Genomic DNA, 683 nt, shown 5'->3' on the forward strand with positions numbered 1-683 from the left:
GGATCAAGCCTAATTGTTGTGTTTATGCAAAAATTGTGGTTAATCTATAGAGGAAGAATTCCACATTTTTTACACCTCTAAATTGGGCTCTAAATGCTTTTATTTTTGCATTGAATGATTCTGCTGATGCGTTTGTACTCCTGTTGATGAAGTAATTGAGTATGGACCTGTAATTCAGTGTTATGGTGTTGGCAATGGTATTGAAGACCTTAAATCCCGTCTCCTCTACATCTTTGTACCAGTGGGCGAGTTTTGTATAGGCTACTTCCACTGATTTTACTTTATTAAATATATCTCTAAGTCTTTGTGTGAGGTTAAAAGCTAGCTTTATATCCGGATATTGCTCGAAGAGTATTTTACTACGTTGGTATTGATTCTCTGTCCAGTTGGAAGGAGCTTTATAGAGCAGGTAACGGGAACGTGCTAATAGTTGTTTTCTGCTGTCTCCATTTTCAAAGATTTCAGGATTAAATTCCTTTTGCTTTAATCTTACCTGTTTAATCTGTTCATTTTCCATATCTATAGCCTCCCATCGGTGCTTGATCCTAATATCCTGCAGCGCTTCTAAAGTAAGTTTTTGTACGTGAAAGCGATCTGTAACCTGTATGGCCTTAGGGAAGCATTTCCTGGCAATAGTTTTCATAGAATTGGCCATATCTAAGGTGATTTCCTTGACTCGACCA

The 683-nt window shown here is 37.5% G+C and carries 1 protein-coding gene; it reads right to left on the reverse strand.

Features of this window, described 5'->3' with window-relative positions; translation table 11 throughout:
* Positions 1–22 precede the first annotated feature (22 nt).
* Positions 23–683, reverse strand: a 661-nt coding sequence (locus RM541_RS17390; protein ID WP_311501401.1) for an ISAon1 family transposase, incomplete at its 5' end; no start/stop codon positions are given.

This window comes from Autumnicola psychrophila (assembly GCF_031846645.1).
Lineage (GTDB): Bacteria > Bacteroidota > Bacteroidia > Flavobacteriales > Flavobacteriaceae > Autumnicola > Autumnicola psychrophila.